This window comes from Methylobacterium sp. ARG-1, assembly GCF_001262595.1.
GTDB lineage: Bacteria > Pseudomonadota > Alphaproteobacteria > Rhizobiales > Beijerinckiaceae > Methylobacterium > Methylobacterium brachiatum.
Genome location: NZ_LHCD01000008.1, coordinates 37,560 through 53,305, shown reverse-complemented (window position 1 = coordinate 53,305; position 15,746 = coordinate 37,560). Strand labels below are relative to the sequence as shown.

Sequence of the window (15,746 nt, the reverse complement as noted above, 5' to 3'; positions counted from 1 at the left end):
GCACGTGACGTGTTGGGCCTCATACCGGAGACCCGAGAACCGGTCAACGCGAAAGCCGAGGATCGGACGCGCGCTCAGTGCAGGGGCGGCGGGCGGCGGCGGACCCAGTTGCTCGCCGCGTCGTAGGCCGCGCCGAGCTGGAGGCAGGCGAGTTCGCCGTGATTGCGGGCGACGATCTGGATGCCGGTCGGCAGCCCGGCCTCGCCGAAGCCCGCCGGGATATCGAGGGCCGGGAGGCCGGACATGGTCACCGGGACCACGGTCTGCATCCACCGGTGATAGGTGTCCATCGGCTGGCCGCCGACCTCGCGGGGCCAGCGCAGGTTCTTGTCGAAGGGGAAAACCTGCGCGCTCGGCATGACCAGGAAATCGTAGCGCTCCATGAACCGGCGCACGGTCTCGTACCAGCGGGTTCGCCCCTCCAGGGCGGCGGTGAGCCGGTCGATTGTGAGTTCGAGACCGCGCTCGGCCTCCCAGATCGCCTCAGGCTTCATCTGCGCCCGGTGGGCGGGCACGTCGTAGAGAGGCCGGAGCACCGGCGCGACCATCAGGGCCCGCAGGGTGATGAAGTCGCGCCAGAGTTGCTCCATGTCGAACCGGGGCGCGGCCTCCTCGACCACGCAGCCGATCTCCGTGAAGGTCGCCAGCGCGGCGCGGCCGAGTTCGAGCACGCCGGGATCGAACGGGATCTGGCCGTCGAAATCCCCGAGCCAGGCGATCCGCGTCCCGCGGAAATCCCGGGCCAGCGGGCTCGCGAAGGCCGAGGGGTCCTGGCGGATCGTGTTCGGGCAGCGCGGATCGTAGCCCGCCTGCACCGACAGCATCAGGCCGATATCGGCGGGGCTGCGCCCGACGGCGCCGAGCACGGACAGGCCGGGGGTGAACACGTCCTTGGTCTCGACCGGGATCCGGCCCCAGCTCGGGCGCAGGCCGTAGCAATTGTTGAAGGCAGGTGGGTTGCGAAGCGAACCGCCGAAATCGCTGCCGTCGGCCACCGGCTGAAGCTTCAGGGCGACTGCCACCGCGGCGCCGCCGCTCGACCCGCCCGCACTCTTCTCCGGATCGTAGGCGTTTCCGGTGGTGCCGTAGACCGGATTGAAGCTGTGCGAGCCGAGCCCGAATTCGGGGATGTTGGTCTTGCCGATGAAGATCGCCCCGGCCGCGCGCAGCCGGGCGACCATGATCGTGTCAGCTTGCGCGATCCGGTCGGCGAAGATCGGCGACCCTTGCGTGAACGGCAGCCCGCGCACCGCATCGAGGTCCTTCACGGCGAGCGGAAACCCGTGCAGCGGCCCCACGGCCTCGCCGCGGGCGAGCGCGGCATCCCGCGCCTCCGCCTCCTGCAGGAGCGCCGCATCGTCCTGTAGCCCGACGATGGCGTTGACCTGAGGGTTGAGCCGGTGGATCCGCTCCAGATAGGCGCGCATCACCTCGACGCAGGAAACGACCCGGCCGCGGATGGCGGCCGCGAGATCGACGGCGCCGAGCGCCGTGATGCCGTCCTGTCGCGCGTCCTGCATGGTCGGGCTCCGATCGAGGTCTGCGGATTGGCATGACCAGTCACACGCCTGCGCGCGCGAAGGTCTAGTACTGGTGATCGTCGGAGAGGCAAGAGATGTGCTGAAATTCGGCCCACCATCCCGTCGCAGGGCTCCGCACCGTCATTGCGAGCGCAGCGAAGCAACCCAGGGAGACCCGACGACCTGAAATCGCCCGCTGCCCTAGGTTGCTTCGCTGCGCTCGCAATGACGGAGAGGGCCGATGCCCCCTATCGGCGTGGTGTCAGACCACCGCCCAAGGCAGCGTCTCATCCCCCCGGAACACCACCACGGCGGTGTCTTCGACGGTCACCGCCTCGATCACGTGGCTCTCGCGGCGCTCGAGGGTGACGGTCGCCGCGTTGGGCTCGAGCCCGTGGAAACGGGCCCCGTTCAGCGCCGCGAAGGCCTCGAACCGGTCGAGCGCGCCCTCCTCGTCGAAGACCTGCACGTAGGTCTGCAGGGCGGTCGGGCCGCAGAACACGCCGGCGCAGCCGCAGGACGCCTCCTTGGCGCCGCGGACATGCGGAGCGGTGTCGGTGCCGAGGAAGAAGCAAGCCTCGCCGGAGGTCGCGGCCGCCCGCAGCGCCAGGCGGTGCCGCTCGCGCTTGGCCACCGGCAGGCAGTAGAGATGCGGCCGCAGGCCGCCCTGGAAGATGTGGGTGCGGTTGATGACGAGGTGGTGGGGCGTGATCGTCGCCGCCACCCGGGTCCGGTTGGCCCGCACCACATCGAGGATCTCGGCGGTGGTGGCGTGCTCGACGGTAACCTTCAGGCCCTGGTGCCGGGCGAGCAGCGGAATCAGGCTGCCCTCCATGAAGGCGGCCTCGCGGTCGAAGATGTCGATCTCCGGGTCGGTCGCCTCGCCGTGGATCAGGAGCGGCATGCCGATCCGCTCCATCCGCTCCAGGACGGGCGCGAGCCCGATCAGGTCGGTGACGCCGGCATGGGAGTTCGTAGTCGCGCCGGCCGGATAGAGCTTGGCGGCGATCCAGATCTTCTCGGCAAAGCCGCGCTCGATCTCGTCCGGATCGGTGTCGTCCCGCAGGTAGCAGGTCATCAGCGGGGTGAAGTCGAGCCCCTCGGGCAGGGCCGCCAGGATCCGCTCGCGATAGGCGCGCGCGGCCGCCACCGTGGTCACCGGCGGGACCAAGTTCGGCATGATGATGCCCCGGGCGAACTGGGCGGCCGTGTAGGGCAGCACCGCCTTCAGCATCGCGCCGTCGCGCAGGTGGATGTGCCAGTCGTCCGGCCGGCGGATGGTGATCCGGTCGGCCGGCTTCGCCTCCTGGCGCTCGGCGGGAAACAGGTCGGCGACGCCCATCTCGAGAACCCCTCAGGCCTGCCCAAACGAAGAAATGCCGCCATGGGCCGCAGACCATTCCGCCGGCCCGTTGAGGAAGCTCTCGACCTCTTCCAACGTCTTCGGATCGAAGGTGCCCATCTCCTTGGCGACCGCCAGCACGTCCCACCAGGTCGTGAGGTAGTGCAGCTTGATCCCGGTCTCCTGCATCAGCGCGGCGCTGCCGGGGAAGATGTCGTAGTAGAACAGCACGAAGCAGTGATCGACCTGCGCGCCGGCATCGCGCAGGGCCTGACAGAAATTGACCTTGCTGCGCCCGTCGGTGGCGAGATCCTCAACCAGCAGGGTCCGGGCGCCCTCGACCACCTCGCCCTCGATCTGGGCGTTGCGACCAAAGCCCTTCGGCTTTTTGCGCACATACTGCATCGGCAGCATCAGCCGGTCGGCGATCCAGGCGGCGAACGGGATGCCGGCGGTCTCACCGCCCGCGATATGGGTGAGCGACTCGTAGCCGATCTCGCGCACGATCGTGGCGGTCGCGAAATCCATCAGCGTCGCGCGCAGGCGCGGGAACGAGATGATCTTGCGGCAATCGATATAGACCGGGCTGGCCCAGCCCGAGGTGAACTTGAACGGCTCGTCCTTGTAGAAATGGACGGCCTGGATCTCCAGGAACATCTTGGCCGCCTCGCGGGCGATCAGCGTCCGGTCGATGGGCAGGAAGGACGTGGTCATGCGGCGTGCGCGCTCCGCTGGGGGCACTCTCCGCCGGGGACCGGTTGAAGAGCGCGAGGATAGGGAAGGCCTGACCGGTCTCCTCCGCCCTGTCTTTGCCAGCGTCAACCCTGAAGCGGCCGCTATCCGCCGCTCAAGCCGCGCCGGCCTTGGCTCGCAGCTGCGCCAGATGCCGGATTGCGAGCGCGTAGCCGTGCGTTCCGAAGCCCGCCAGCACCGCGGTCGCGGCGAGCGCGATGTAGGAATGGTGCCGGAAGGCCTCGCGCCGGTGGACGTTCGAGATATGGCACTCGATCACCGGCACCTCGCAGGTATTGAGCGCGTCGAGGATCGCCACCGAGGTGTGGGTATAGGCGCCGGCATTGATCACGATGCCGGCGGACCCGACCCGGAAATCGTGGATCGCGTCGATCAGCGCGTGCTCGGCGTTGCTCTGGCGGAAATCCACATCGAGGCCGAAGCCGGCGGCGGTCTCGCGGCACAGGGCCTCGACATCGGCCAGGGTCTCGCGCCCGTAGATCTCCGGCTGCCGCTTGCCGAGCAGGTTCAGGTTCGGTCCGTTCAGGACCAGGATCGTGTCGTTCATCGCGTTCCCCGCCGCCCCGTGCGGCCGGCCTCGAGCCTCGATGCGCTGAGACCTTCGCTCGCTTGCTCCCACCCAAACCCTCATCCGGAGGTGCCCGCGCTGGCCGGAGGCCTCCTTCGAGGTCCCTGCTCCGCTGCGGAACGTCAGGATGCGGGCGCGGCATGGTCGCTGCGTTGTGGCCGTGCGTTGGATGAGCGTCAAACACGTCGCCGCAATCGCCCTGTCACCGGCGCCGAGATGTCCCGCCCCGGGCGCCCCCTCTCCGCCGCGGCGGTTCAGTTTCCCGGCCCGCGGCGCTATCCCGGGCTTGACCGAGACAAATGACCAGGGAGAACAGGCGGATGGCAGGATCCCGGAGCGAGGTGCCCGTCGTGATCGCGGTGGCGATCACCGGCTCGGTGCCGCGCAAGACGGACAACCCGGCCGTGCCGGTCACCGTGGCCGAGCAGATCGAGTCAACCCAGCAGGCCTTCGAGGCCGGCGCGACGCTGGCCCATATCCACGTGCGCAACGACGACGAGTCGCCCTCCTCCGACCCCGACAAGTTCGCCGCCGTGCAGGAGGGTCTGCGCAAGCACTGCCCGGGGATGATCGTGCAATTCTCTACCGGCGGCCGCGGGCGCGATCCGGCCGCCCGGGGCCTCTCGCTCAAGCACCGGCCGGACATGGCCTCGCTCTCCACCGGCTCGGTGAACTTCCCGACCATCGTGTACGAGAACAGCGCCAGCCTCGTCACCGACCTCGCCGGCCAGATGAAGCAGTTCGGGATCCGGCCGGAGATCGAGATCTTCGACCTGTCGCACCTTCATGGTGCCAGGAGGCTGGTCGAGGCGGGCCTCATCGATGCGCGCCCGCACGTGCAGTTCGTGATGGGCGTCCAGAACGCGATGCCGGCCGAGGAGCACCTGCTCGACATCCTGCTTGCCGAGACGCGGCGGATCCTGCCGGGAGCGACTTGGACCGCCGCCGGGATCGGCCGCAACCAGGCGGTCGTGATGGAGTGGGCGCTCGCCCGCGGCGCCGACGCGGTCCGCACCGGGCTGGAGGACAACATCCGGGTGACCAAGGACAGGCTGGCGGCGAGCAATGCCGAGCTGGTCACCATCGCGGCCGAGGCGGTGCGCCGCCACGGCCGCCGGGTGGCGAACCCGGCCGAGGCGCGGGCCGCTCTGGGCCTGGCCTGACCCGGGCAGCCGGAGGCCGGCGCGGGCCGCATTTTCACGCGGCCCGGACGGTCTCCAGGAAGTGCCGGACCTCGACCGCGAGGTGCTCGGACTGGCGCGACAGCGCGGAGGCGGCGCTCAGCACCTGGGAGGCCGCCGCCCCGGTCTCGTCGGCGGCTCCGGCCACGCCGGCGATGTTCGTCGTCACTTCGGCGGTGCCGGTCGCGGCCTGGCCGACATTGCGCACGATCTCCTGCGTCGCCGCGCCCTGCTGCTCCACGGCCGACGCGATCGAGGTCGCCACGCCGCTGATCTCCTGGATCCGCGCCGTGATACCGCCGATCGCCGTCACCGCCTGACCGGTCGTGCCGCGGACCTGCGTGATCTGGCCCGAGATGTCCTGCGTGGCCTTCGCGGTCTGCTCGGCGAGCGCCTTCACCTCGGACGCCACCACCGCGAAGCCCTTGCCGGCCGCGCCCGCGCGGGCTGCCTCGATGGTCGCGTTGAGCGCGAGCAGGTTGGTCTGCCCGGCGATGTTCGAGATCAGCCCGACCACGTCGCCGATCCGCGAAACCACCGTGCTCAGCTCCTCGACCAGCGCGCCGGTCTGGTCGGTCTCCGAGACCGCCAGCCGGGCGAGTTGCGCCGAGCCGTCGACCTGACGGCCGATCTCCTGGACCGAGGAGCCGAGCTCCTCGGCGGCGGCCGCCACGGTGTTGACGTTGACCGCCGCCGCCTCGGCCGCGGCTGCCACCGTCGTCGATCGGCTGGCGGTCCGGGTGGCCGTGACGGTCATCGTCTGCGCGGTGGCCTGGAGTTCGGAAGCCGCAGCCGAGACCTGGCCGATGATGCCGCCGACCGCGGCCTCGAAGCTGTCGGCCATCTGGCGCATGCCGAGCTTGCGCTGCTCCTCCGCGGCCAGCCGGGCCTGCGCGGTCTCCCGTTCGAGGCTGCGGGCGCGGATCATGCTCTCCTTGAAGATCTGGACGGCGCCGGCCATCGCGCCGACCTCGTCGCGCCGGCCGACGGCGGGGATGGCCGTCTCGGTATCGCCGGACGCAAGTTGATGCATGGCGGCGGTCATGCGGCCGAGCGGGCGGCTGATCTCCAGGACCAGCATCACGACCGCCCCAATCGCCAGGATCGCGGCAACCGCCAGGAAGACCATCATCTGCTGCCGGGCCTGATCGTAGGCGGCCTGCGCCTGCGCGCCGCTCGACTCGGCGGCTGCGTTTTCGAGGTCCGCCAGGGATTTCAAGGTCGCGACGAGGCCCCGGATCGAGTCGGACATGGTCGTGTTGTACTGCTCCTGCGCGCCGGCGCCGTCACCGGCATCGGCCTTGGCGAAAGTCTCCGCCTGCTCGTTCAGATACGCCGCCCATTGCTGCTCGAAGGTCCGAAACAAGGCCCGTTTGGCGTCGGTTTCCATCAAGCTCGTGTACCGCGTCTTGTAGCCCTGCAGCTCGGCCATCCGCTGGTCGATCGACGTCATCGCGTCCGCACGCTGCTGCGGTGTCTTGCCGAGGAGGAGACGGTTGCCGTTGACCCGGATGCGCAGCGTCATGGTCTGGATGCCGCCGAGCGCTTGCGTCGCCGGGAGACGCAGGGCGCGCAGGTCCGTGGCCACGTGATTGATCGTTTCGATCTGGTGGTAGGACAGGGCCGCCAGGCCGCCGATCAAGGCGAGCATGATCGAGAAGCAAGCGATCAGCTTGCCTTTGATAGACACAGAATCGAGCATTATACTTCCAGGTCGCGACAGTCTCCGCGCTGCATGCGCGCGGGATATGCCTTATCGTTATAAAAGAAATATATCCTTAAGCCCCGACAATTCTTCGCAGGCCATGATTTATAGTGTCGAATGTTACTGATGTCGGAGCCGCGGGATTGCCGGCGCGCCTGGGATGGCAGCTTTGCCCCACGTCGAATCAAGCACAGGGCCGCCGCTGTTCCCACAATGGGCCGGGTCGGAACCGGCCCTGGCCGGCCGCCGCTTCGAGCGGAACCGCCCCTAACTCCCACCTTCTCACGCGCCGAGCGGCGTGCTAACGATCCGCCCGCGCGGGTGTAGCTCAATGGTAGAGCAGCAGCCTTCCAAGCTGAATACCCGGGTTCGATTCCCGGTACCCGCTCCACCTTCTTTCCGGCGATAGCTTCAGTCTTCGCATCCGCTTAGGCGCCCTGCGGTGGTATCCCCGGCTGAATGCACGACCGCCGGATACCACCGGGATACCACCTCGATAGGCGGGATTCGTCCTAGGCCGCAGCGCCCTTCGCCACCCGGCGGACCTTCTTCTGGGCGGTGACGGTGTCCCGCATCAGCGCCACGAGGGACTGCCCCGGGACGCGGTAGTGCTCGGGCGCGGCGCACTCCAGGACCTCGCTTCCCCGGTTGACCACGAGGCGCGTTGGCAGGGTCCCGGTCCCGATGATGATTTGTCGGTCGACCGACCGGGCCCAATTGGCCAAATGACCGAGGTTGTAGATCTCGAAGAAGCTGTTGACGGCCCGCAGGCGGACCCGCTGTTCCTCGATCCGACGCATCAGGTCGCCGAGCTTCACGAGACCCAGCCGGATCTCGCGCGTCGTCACGCCCGGCTGGCGCAGGCTTTCGAGCGTCATCGCGACCTCGATCTCGATGTCGTACAACTGGTTGGACACCGACGGGCCGGACCGGAAGAGTTCGGCGCCGTGCAGGGCATCGCCCTGGACCATCACGCCCCGGACCCGCTCGCTCCCGCTTCCGTAGTCGCGCAGTTGCTCCTCGGTCGAGAGCATGCCGTCGCCGTTGGCGACCCGTTCGAGCCGCGCCCAGACGTTCTTCCCGAGCATCGCCCGCAGTTGCCGCTGAATGTCGGCGAAGGCCTTAACCGCCGGGTCCCGGGCCATATCGGCGATCTGGTCGACGAGATCGGTCCGCTGCGAGAGAACCGTCCGCTGGCGTTCAACGTAGTCGCGCCGATCCCGCGCCGCGTCGAAGTCCTTCACCAGCTCGTCGAAGACCACGCCGTAACGCTTGTGCGCGCAGTCCCGCCCGACGAGGCGGCGCCCGCCGGAGCGGTAGAGCATGACCACCCCCTTATCGTGGTTGGGGTGCTTGCAGAACACGCATTGGGCGCGGCCGCGCTCCCGGCCGGCGACGTTATAGGCTAGTTCGACCATCGCCTCCTCGTCGGGCGGCGGGTCGTTCGAGACGTTGTCCAAACTTTCCGGGTCATCGGTGGTGAACTCCATTTCGAGGAGTTCGTCGTCGGAGCGGGTCTTCCAGAAACCGGCACCCGAATTGTCGAAGAGAGCTTCGAGATCTGCCAAGGGCATCTTCCTCATGAGCAATCAAGGGAAGATGGAAACACAGTAAGCAGTCCGCCACCAGCGCGCAGCGAATCTTAACGCGATTCGCTGTGGATATCCCGGCCTGAATACCGCTAAATCGTCTGGACAAGCCTGGCTGGCGCAGACTATGCGCCCGCGTTCATGAGAGTAACGGCCTCGACGTCCGCCTCGTCCGAAATGAAGGTCTCGCCTTGAGATCGGATGCGCAGCCCACCGGCGAACACGTCGATCGCTTCCTCGACCGGGACGCCGGCCGGCGGCGCCCAGAGGCCTGCAACCACCGCCTGCCGAGCGAGAAGCAGCAGCAGCGGATACGGGAGGTCGACCCGCGCCTCCGGCTCGGACGCCAGCGCCCGGGCCAGGACGTGGCCTGCGAAGGGTGCGGTCACCGTCATGCCTCACCTCCCTCGATCCTGATCACCGGCGAGACGGGCTCGTCCGACCACGGCAGGACCGTCATCGGTCTGTTTATCTCGCGCCGCAGCCCCTCCCGGATCTCCTCCACGGTGCTCTCGGCTTCCCCGAGCGGGTAATCGAGGGGCGCCTCGTTGCCGCCGGCGTCGACCCGGAATGGCTCGACGCTCATCGGGGTCATGCGAATGGACCCGGGGAGCCCACCCGCCGCGCGGGCATAGAGACTCTGGAGGTACCTAACCGACCGGGTCGTGTTCGCTGAGCGCGCCTCGGCGATCTCCGTCTCGACCCGGGTGATCTCGGCCTCGATGGGCACACTTGGCTGTTCGAAGGCGGGCTCGATCCATGGCTCCGCGCGCCACAGGTTCGGGACCGCTAGAACGCCGCCATCCATCGTTCGGAAGACCCGGTGGCCGCGCACGTTCCTCGACGGGGCGATCCGGAACGTCACGGCATCCACCTCACCGAAGCCTACATCGCCAGTCGGCATGACCTTTGGAAACACGATGTCGCCAAGGTGCAGCTTCCAGGTGAGATCCTCGTTCATGGTCGCGAACTGGCTCACGTGACCCCGGGCGCGAACAGTCACCGTTTCAACGGTGGAGCTACCTAGGCTGATCTCGTGCCCGGTGAGGATGCCTCGGTTGATGGCCTGCTGGATCGCGGCTAGGCGCTCGCGACCCCTCAGGATTTGGAACGGCTCGTCCGGCCCGGCCCTGTATAGCACCACGTCATCCGGGCACTCGGGCACCTCGCCGGGTGGGTTGATTGGCCCATCCCCGACGACGTTGCGGATCATGCTCTGGGCCGCCATCCGAAGGTATGGGTCGTTCCGGATGAAGAAGGCGGCGTCGCGCCGGATGCGAGCACTTTCGGCCGCTGAGGCCTGCTCCTGCAGTTCCCGCGCCTCGACGGCGTCCCGGAGATCCTGAGGTGCCTTATCCGGCCGCCGAGTCATGCCGTCCGCCTCGGTTACGGCAATGCTCTGCGGGATGCAGCCGGCTGCACGAAAGGCAGCGACGAGGTGGCGGAGTTGGCGGACCGACCAGCCGGACGGCGCGCTGTTCTTCGGGCCGCGGGCTTCCTCGATGTCGGCTTCGGTGCGCTCACTGTTGGTGTCGACCTCGACCAGCAGGTAGCTGAGGCCGTCCGCCTTCCTGAGCGACCACAGCCCCTCCGAGACCATGTCCTCGTTGCCGGCGGTGTGACTGCCGTAGTCGCCGCTGTCGAGGCAGTTGCCCATGCAGACGCCCTCGCGCTTGAGGGCCTGCTTGGTGACGAGGCGGACCCAGTAGCCTCCGTCGTCGGCCTCGATCCGGTCGGCGGTGCCCTTGTCGGTCGCGGGGGTGCGCTCAGACATGGAAGGACCCTACCTGCGGGAGGTCGGCGTCCTTTGTCGGCGATCTCCGTGCCTGCGCAGCGGCAGCGCGCCGGGCGGCCCGGTTCGGGCCCTGCTCCGTGAGACCGGCAAGCGCGCGAACCATGGGCGTCGCGTGCACCATCTTCATGGCGAACTCTTCGGTGGTCTCGATGCGCCGCGCCACGTGCCTGGCGTACTCAGGGACGCCGACGCGCGTCATCTTCAGGCGCTTGCCCATGACGTCGATCTTGCCGTCGGGGCCTAAGGCATCCTCGTCCCCGTGCGCCGCGCCGGCGCGCGCGAGACCGTCCAGTTCGTCGTCCGTGAGCATCGTTGATCCCTTCCCACAGGGATCGTGGACCGCACATGCCGATTCGGCCACAGGGCGCTTGACGGCGGGGCAGCTTTCGGTCTTGGATCGAGTCGCCCCTCGCTCCGGCGGGGGCAAACCACTCCAGCCCTGCTTTAGGGTGACCACTACGCTGATCCACCCGCTTGCGGGTGGGCAAACCCGGACTGGCAAACGCTCAGGCCAAGTCGATGTGACCCTCCCGGTGGGAGGGCGAACCTATCCCGCCCGCACCCGAATCCCCGCGGGTTACCAAGTCTTCTCCCGGGTTCGGGAGGGCGAACCACGTGAAGACAGCGGCCGACCGAAGACCGCGCCAACCTCCCCGTGGGAGGGCACACCGAATGGGGCTCGCCGCGAGGCGGGCCTTTTTCGTTTCGGGGCTTGCAATCCCATTAATGTCGCTTTAAGTATGACATTACCGCCGCGGCACCGCCGGGTGGAACGACCAAGGGATCGCCATCATGTCCAACTCCTACGTCCGCATCTCCACCGAGGCCGCCGACCACATCTTCGAGGTCGAGACCTTTTCCGAGGCGCGTGACGCCTTCGCCCGCCAGGCCGGCTGCCGCGACTACGCCGAGCTCGCCCGGACGCTCGGTCAGACCGTCGACGAGGCCGAGGCCGACCTCATCATCAATTACGTCTCCGCCGCCGACGTCGTCCGCGGCATCGCCGACGAGGCCCTCGCCTCGGACCCGGCCGATGACGGCGCCGACCGGTTCGCCACCTCCGAGGACTGGGCCGACTGGTGCATCAAGGGCCAGGACGGCGACGCTGTCCGCTCGCTCGCCGAGCTCCACGGGCTCGACGCGGCTCCCCTGGTGAAAGCCCTGCGGGACATCCTCTCCGAGCGGGACCTCGCCGCGATCAACGCCGGATTCGCCGCCTGAGCGCGACGCTCCCTTCTCCCCCGTCGGTCACCGGCGGGGGAGCGGGGAGCGCCGACAGGGCGACTTCCCCGCCGCGGGTCCTCCGGGTGGGCCGACACCGAGGATCGAGACCATGTCCGAGACCACTATCGACACCGCCATCGCCGCCTGGAAGGCCGCGACCACGAAGTCCGGCCGCGACGTCGCCGCCGAGGCCATCGAGGAGCACATCGCGCACCGGACCCCCGAGGATGGGGACTACCAGGCCGCCACGGCGGAACTGCTCGCCCGTCTGGAGGCGGAGGCCGGCCCCCTCGGCAAGGAGCCCGGTGTCTACGATGACGACACCTTGCTCGACGGAGACGCCAGGCTCCCCCACGTGTTCGTCCACCTCGACGGCATGGGGAACGAGGCGCGCTACTGGTACATCGGCCTGGAGACCTACGAGGTCCACGATTACGACCGGGACCGGCGGGCGTGGATCGGGCGCGGCACGAACCGCTACGCCGACGACACCACCGTCGAGGACTTCCTCGCGCTGCAGGACGTCGACTGACCGCCCCACATCTCGAATCCCCTATACTCAGGGCGGTCCCGGCCGGGGCCGCCCTTCCGCATGCCGGGAGCCACCTATGCCTCGCCTCGTTCTCCGCCCCATGCCCCAGCCGCCCCGGGGCGCGTGCATCGGCACCCTCGACGGCGAGCCGCTTATGCTCGTCGGGCGGGACTACCACGTCGGTGACCGGGTCATCCCCCAGGCGGAGATCGGCGAGGACCTCGTCGAGGCCGTCGACGACGCGGCGACGCGCGTCCTCGGGCATGAATGGGTCACCTCCCTCGCCAGGCTGATGCAAATCAACCGGCGGTCGACGTCCAAGGACCGCATCGCGAAGTCGGGCCTGCCCGAGTACACGCTGCTGTTCCTCGGCGCGGCCGCGGCGCACGCCCATCCGCGCGCCCTCGGTCATGCCCTGCTCTGCGTCGTGGAGCTCCAGGAGGCGCACACGACCGCCTCGCACACGAGCGGGCGTCCCGCCGCCGTCGACATCGCCGAGCGGAACCTGGCGACCGCCACCACGTACCGCCGCGCCCTCCACGTGCTCGACGAGGTTCTGGCCGAGCGCGAGGCGTTCCGGCGCCGGAAGGACCCCGAGTGGGATTACAGTGGCAAGCCCTTAACCGACCGGTAAGGAATCCCTGCTACTACGGCCTCTGAGCTGCGCCTGCGGAACGTCCGAGGCGACTGGCCAAGGGGACCGAACATGACCAAGCGCACGCCTTTCGAGGCAGCGGCCGCGCTGATGCGCGCCGAGATCCAGGCCAGCAGCCGGACCACCCAGAAGCGGAACGAGGACACCGTCCTCAGCGCGCAGGACCTCATCCACGGGGCCGTGCCAGACGAGCCGCTCCGGCAGGCCGAGCTCGCCGCCCGCGCCGCCCTGGCCGCGCCGCGCCCCTACCGCCTCAGCCGAGAGGTTCAGGACGCCCTCGTGGCTGTCGCCGCTGACGCGACCCCGCAGGGGCTCCGCCGGTTCGTCTGCGCGTGCGACGCCGTCCTGCAGAACGACGACACCGTGCCCGTCTCGCGCATCATGCACGAGGCCTGGCGCGATCACTCGGCCATGCTCCTGATGATGATGGGCGACCGCGTCGGCGCCCGCATGGCCGTCCGCCGGGCGTACGCGATGATGACGACGGGGGACCATACGTCCCTCGGCTACCTGGAGACGTGGACCACGCTGATCGAGGCGATGGACGTCGTCGTTAACGGCCGCGTCGAGGAGGATGATCGCCCCGACTTCTACTACCGTCCCTCGCGCCGCGAGAGTGCCCGCCTCATCGCGAGGAACCACCTCGCCATGCTCACGGAGGTCGTGCTGCTGCACGAGGCTGCCACGGACATGCTGATCTTCGAGGGAGATCCCGATGCCGTGGACATGGTCGACCTGGAGCGACCCGGCCCTCTGCGTAGGGCGCCCCTCCGGCCCACGCCCAAGGCGGCGCCGAAGGCCATCCGGCCGGCTGCCGAACCGGAGCCGGAGCCCGGCCCGGCCCTGCGTCCGCTCGTATCGGGGAGCCTGGATCATCTCAAGGGCGGTCCCCTCAAGGATTACCGTCTGAGCGCCACGCAGCCGCTCAAGTCGGTGGCGGTCCCCGATCTCGCCGAGGTCCGCGAGCGGCTCGTCGAGGACAGGCCCTGGGCCGCGTCCGAGATCGCCCGCATCATCGCGCCGCTCGCCGGCCGGGACCGGGTGGTCTTAGGACCGTACCTATTCGTGGGCGGCCAGGGCACGGGCAAGACCGAAGGGGCGGTAGCCGTCGCCGAGGCCCTCGGCCTGCCGACCACGGTCATCCCCTGCGGCGGGCTCGCGGACGGCATGTACGGGGGCACGTCGAGGGCCTGGTCGACGACGCGCCTGGGCGGGGCCGGCCAGCAGATCCTGACGTTCGGCTGCATGACCGTCGCCGCGGTCCACGACGAGCTCGATAAGACCGCCCGGTCCGACCACAACGGGTCGCACCACTCTGCCCTCTTGGCGATGCTCGAACCGACCCGGCGCCACGCGTACCACGACCCGGCCTTGGAGGCGGCCTGCGACTTGTCGGGCGTCTCGTTCCTCGCGACGGCCAACTCCGTGGAGCCACTCCGTGGACCGCTCCTCGACCGGTTCACGGTCATCCAGTGGCCCGCCCCGCGGCGCCAGGACCTCCCCGTTGTCGCCCGCGGCATCCTCCGGGCGCTGCGCCGAGAGGGAGGGGACGATCCTGCCTGGACGCCCGACCTCGACGCCCCCGAGCTCCGGGCTCTCCAGGGCTGGCAGGGGGGCAGCATGCGCCCGCTCCGCAGGGCAATCGAACGGCTGGTCGCACTTCGGTCCGACCCGCGGCTGGCCAACTGAGGGAGGGGACGATGCAGCACAACGACACCGATCTCGCCCTCCGTCGCCAGCAACTTGGCGTGCTCGGGCTCAACGTGACTCGGTGGGCCATGGCAGGCGAGCTGAACGGCGCCGACGCCCTGGCCGTCGTCGAGGCCATCCGCGCCGTCCGCGACGCGCTGCCCGAAGCGCCCGTCGAGACCGAGGAGGCCTCCGATGCGGCAGCCTGAGGAGGGCCTCCACGCCATCCGCGACAGCGTCCACTCCGCATGGGCGACCCGCCGGGTCTGCGGCCTCATCGGCATCGCGATGACGCTCCGGGTCGAGCGCATCATCGCCCTGGACGAGGCCGGCCGGATCAGCCGGTCGGACGCTGTCCGGATGGCCCGGGAGGCGGAGGCGGAGGCGGTGGCGCTGTACCTCCCCCCTCTCCCGAGGCTGTAGAGGCGTACTGGAACAGGACGCGGCGGTTGTTTTCGGTCCGCCGCGACGGTCGCGTCGTCGCCCACGTGCCCGCCCTGACGCTCGCGGGATGCCGCTTCCGAGCCTCGGAGGCCGGCCGGTTGAGGTGCCTGCAGCATAGGTCTGGGGACGTCCATGCGGTCGTGGCCGGCGAACCCTGCGAGGCGCCCAGGCCCGCCCACGCGGTCCGCGTCGGGTACCGCCTGTCCGAGGCGGGCTTCCGGCGCCGAGACACCGGCGAGATCATCACCCACGCCGACGTCGTATGGCTGGAGCCAGACGGATCGGCGTGGGCCCTCAATCCTTCATAGGAGCCCCGAGAATGCGCACCCTGATCCTTGCGCTGGCCGTCGCCAGTCCTTCGGCCACCCTCGCCGAAGACCTCTTCCCGACGTTCGACAGCGGCTGGCGCTGGGCCATCACGGAGCCTGCACCGGGCGGCCTGCAGCGGTTCGGCTACGTCGACGGCGAGCCTGGGCGCCCCGGCTACTGGCGGGTCCGCGTCGAATGCGGGCTTCAGGATCCCCGCACCGGCCGGGTCCTCAAGCGCGTCATCGGGACCGGCGAGGGCACCCGCGGTCGGATGCCCGGGTTCGGGGGACGGTGGGACCTGCCGGACGGCCGCTGCGGCTCCTACATCGTCACCCAGGACGACCGGCATCCGGAGCGCCTAGACCTGTACGGCGAGATGACCGGCGTGGACGAATGCCCTCGCAGTGGCCGTGGCGCACTATCGACCGGGGACTGATCGC

At 69.2% G+C, this 15,746-nt stretch carries 17 protein-coding genes and 1 tRNA gene; 9 read left to right on the top strand and 9 right to left on the bottom strand.

The genetic code is table 11. The features are described from left to right. Positions 1 to 74: 74 nt before the first annotated feature. The 4 genes from AKJ13_RS10375 to aroQ form a co-directional block, all read right to left on the bottom strand. Positions 75 to 1,520, bottom strand: coding sequence for an amidase (locus AKJ13_RS10375; protein ID WP_050733273.1), 1,446 nt, complete (start codon positions 1,518 to 1,520; stop codon positions 75 to 77). Between the two features lie 262 nt (positions 1,521 to 1,782). Next, complete coding sequence (gene pyrC / locus AKJ13_RS10370; RefSeq protein ID WP_050733272.1) at positions 1,783 to 2,862, bottom strand: dihydroorotase; 1,080 nt, start codon at positions 2,860 to 2,862, stop codon at positions 1,783 to 1,785. 12 nt (positions 2,863 to 2,874) lie between these two features. Further along, entirely contained in the window at positions 2,875 to 3,576 is a 702-nt protein-coding gene (locus AKJ13_RS10365; RefSeq protein ID WP_050733271.1) for an orotate phosphoribosyltransferase, read from the bottom strand. A gap of 133 nt (positions 3,577 to 3,709) precedes the next feature. Then, positions 3,710 to 4,162, bottom strand: a complete 453-nt coding sequence (gene aroQ, locus AKJ13_RS10360; RefSeq protein WP_050733270.1) for a type II 3-dehydroquinate dehydratase — start codon at positions 4,160 to 4,162, stop codon at positions 3,710 to 3,712. Positions 4,163 to 4,503: 341 nt separating this feature from the next. On the opposite strand from aroQ, the gene AKJ13_RS10355 reads away from it, so the two are divergent. Next, positions 4,504 to 5,346, top strand: coding sequence for a 3-keto-5-aminohexanoate cleavage protein (locus tag AKJ13_RS10355; RefSeq protein WP_050733269.1), 843 nt, complete (start codon positions 4,504 to 4,506; stop codon positions 5,344 to 5,346). A 34-nt stretch (positions 5,347 to 5,380) separates the two neighbouring features. Here AKJ13_RS10355 and AKJ13_RS10350 read toward each other — a convergent pair whose 3' ends face one another. After that, positions 5,381 to 7,066 (bottom strand): methyl-accepting chemotaxis protein, encoded by a 1,686-nt coding sequence (locus AKJ13_RS10350; protein ID WP_050733268.1) that lies wholly within the window; start codon positions 7,064 to 7,066, stop codon positions 5,381 to 5,383. A gap of 320 nt (positions 7,067 to 7,386) precedes the next feature. Between AKJ13_RS10350 and AKJ13_RS10345 the strand changes: the two genes are divergently transcribed. Continuing rightward, positions 7,387 to 7,460: transfer RNA gene (locus AKJ13_RS10345), tRNA-Gly, on the top strand. 121 nt (positions 7,461 to 7,581) lie between these two features. On the opposite strand, the gene AKJ13_RS10340 is transcribed toward AKJ13_RS10345, so the two are convergent. The 4 genes from AKJ13_RS10340 to AKJ13_RS10325 form a co-directional block, all read right to left on the bottom strand. Next, positions 7,582 to 8,637 carry a hypothetical protein gene (locus tag AKJ13_RS10340; RefSeq protein ID WP_050733267.1) on the bottom strand — a complete coding sequence of 352 codons (1,056 nt, stop codon included), beginning with the start codon at positions 8,635 to 8,637 and terminating at the stop codon, positions 7,582 to 7,584. A 146-nt stretch (positions 8,638 to 8,783) separates the two neighbouring features. Beyond that, positions 8,784 to 9,053, bottom strand: a complete 270-nt coding sequence (locus AKJ13_RS10335; RefSeq protein WP_050733266.1) for a hypothetical protein — start codon at positions 9,051 to 9,053, stop codon at positions 8,784 to 8,786. Continuing rightward, complete coding sequence (locus AKJ13_RS10330) at positions 9,050 to 10,432, bottom strand: hypothetical protein (RefSeq protein ID WP_050733265.1); 1,383 nt, start codon at positions 10,430 to 10,432, stop codon at positions 9,050 to 9,052. Before AKJ13_RS10330 ends, AKJ13_RS10335 begins: the two co-directional genes overlap by 4 nt. Next, positions 10,425 to 10,763: a hypothetical protein gene (locus AKJ13_RS10325; protein WP_050733264.1), complete on the bottom strand. Its 339-nt coding sequence runs from the start codon at positions 10,761 to 10,763 to the stop codon at positions 10,425 to 10,427. Before AKJ13_RS10325 ends, AKJ13_RS10330 begins: the two co-directional genes overlap by 8 nt. Before the next feature lie 482 nt (positions 10,764 to 11,245). On the opposite strand from AKJ13_RS10325, the gene AKJ13_RS10320 reads away from it, so the two are divergent. The 7 genes from AKJ13_RS10320 to AKJ13_RS10285 all read left to right on the top strand — a co-directional run bounded on the left by AKJ13_RS10320 (position 11,246) and on the right by AKJ13_RS10285 (position 15,742). Continuing rightward, a complete protein-coding gene (locus AKJ13_RS10320; protein WP_050733263.1) occupies positions 11,246 to 11,674 on the top strand; it encodes a hypothetical protein in 429 nt (142 codons plus the stop codon). Between the two features lie 112 nt (positions 11,675 to 11,786). Further along, positions 11,787 to 12,209: a hypothetical protein gene (locus AKJ13_RS10315; RefSeq protein ID WP_050733262.1), complete on the top strand. Its 423-nt coding sequence runs from the start codon at positions 11,787 to 11,789 to the stop codon at positions 12,207 to 12,209. A gap of 76 nt (positions 12,210 to 12,285) precedes the next feature. Next, positions 12,286 to 12,843, top strand: coding sequence for a hypothetical protein (locus AKJ13_RS10310; protein WP_050733261.1), 558 nt, complete (start codon positions 12,286 to 12,288; stop codon positions 12,841 to 12,843). Positions 12,844 to 12,915: 72 nt separating this feature from the next. Then, positions 12,916 to 14,553, top strand: coding sequence for an AAA family ATPase (locus AKJ13_RS10305; protein WP_050733260.1), 1,638 nt, complete (start codon positions 12,916 to 12,918; stop codon positions 14,551 to 14,553). Positions 14,554 to 14,564: 11 nt separating this feature from the next. Then, positions 14,565 to 14,762, top strand: a complete 198-nt coding sequence (locus AKJ13_RS10300) for a hypothetical protein (protein ID WP_050733259.1) — start codon at positions 14,565 to 14,567, stop codon at positions 14,760 to 14,762. Then, a complete protein-coding gene (locus tag AKJ13_RS10295; protein WP_050733258.1) occupies positions 14,749 to 14,976 on the top strand; it encodes a hypothetical protein in 228 nt (75 codons plus the stop codon). Before AKJ13_RS10300 ends, AKJ13_RS10295 begins: the two co-directional genes overlap by 14 nt. A gap of 340 nt (positions 14,977 to 15,316) precedes the next feature. Next, the gene (locus AKJ13_RS10285) at positions 15,317 to 15,742 is read left to right on the top strand and encodes a hypothetical protein (protein ID WP_050733256.1); all 426 of its coding nucleotides are present in this window, start codon (positions 15,317 to 15,319) and stop codon (positions 15,740 to 15,742) included. Positions 15,743 to 15,746: the final 4 nt, after the last annotated feature.